We start from the raw sequence: 932 nt of genomic DNA on the forward strand, positions 1-932 counted from the left end.
AGAGCCTGATCCGAAAGTTTTTGAACAATACCAGCCTGTTGTGATTCATCCGTCTTTACGAAGAGATGGAGTGAATGGTGACATGGACTGGTATTGCCCGACGTGAACATAGCCGGGAAGGACTGCGATATCCATCGGATATGATGGACGGGGAATGGGCTTTGATCATGCCATTTGTGCCCCCTGCGAAACGGGGCGGTCGCCCTCGCACGACGGATATGCGCGAGGTGGTCAATGCGATGCTCTACATAGCCTCGGCCGGGTGCGCGTGGCGCCTGCTGCCGAAATGCTTTCCGCCGGTCTCGACTGTCAGGCGCTATTTCTACGCCTGGCGTGATACCGGGCTGTTCGAGGTCATGAATACGGTGCTGGTCATGAGCCTGCGCGAGATCGAGGGGCGTGAAGCCTCCCCGAGCGCGGGCGTGATTGACAGCCAGTCGGTGAAAACTACGGAAAGCGGCGGGCTTTCGGGCTATGACGCGGGCAAGAAGGTCAAGGGCCGCAAGCGCCATATCGTGACTGATACCTGCGGCTTCCTGATCTTTCTCCTCGTTCATGCCGCCGATATCCAGGATCGTGATGGGGCCGTTGATGTCCTGGCGGCAATACGCAGGCGCTTTCCCTGGCTGCGCCACATCTTCGCTGATGGCGGCTATGCTGGCGAGAAATTGCGATCCGCGCTCGCCTCCATGGGAAAATGGACGGTCGAAATCATCAGGCGGTCCGATACGGTGAAAGGCTTTCAGATCCTGCCGCGCCGCTGGGTGGTTGAACGGACATTCGCCTGGCTGGGACGGTGCAGGCGGCTCGCCAAAGATTGGGAACAATCCATTGCGTCCTCAACCGCATGGACATTGATCGCCTCGATCCGCATGCTCACACGACGGACAGCAAGGCATTGTCAAGCTTGAAAAACTTTCGGATCGGGCTCT

1 protein-coding gene is annotated in these 932 nt (G+C 58.3%); it reads left to right on the top strand.

The features are described 5' to 3' along the window. The first annotated feature begins 74 nt into the window (after positions 1 to 74). On the top strand, positions 75 to 911 hold the full coding sequence (locus B7G66_RS10815; RefSeq protein WP_048859179.1) for an IS5-like element IS1031A family transposase: 837 nt from the start codon (positions 75 to 77) through the stop codon (positions 909 to 911). The last annotated feature ends 21 nt before the right edge of the window (positions 912 to 932 follow it).

Origin of the sequence: Novacetimonas hansenii JCM 7643, assembly GCF_000964405.1 — a bacterium.
Taxonomy (GTDB): Bacteria; Pseudomonadota; Alphaproteobacteria; order Acetobacterales; family Acetobacteraceae; genus Novacetimonas; species Novacetimonas hansenii.

Excerpts from the sequence above, each read along its gene's own strand:
- B7G66_RS10815 (WP_048859179.1), top strand. The coding sequence starts at position 75 with ATGGTGACATGGACTGGTATTGCCCGACGTGAACATAGCCGGGAAGGA.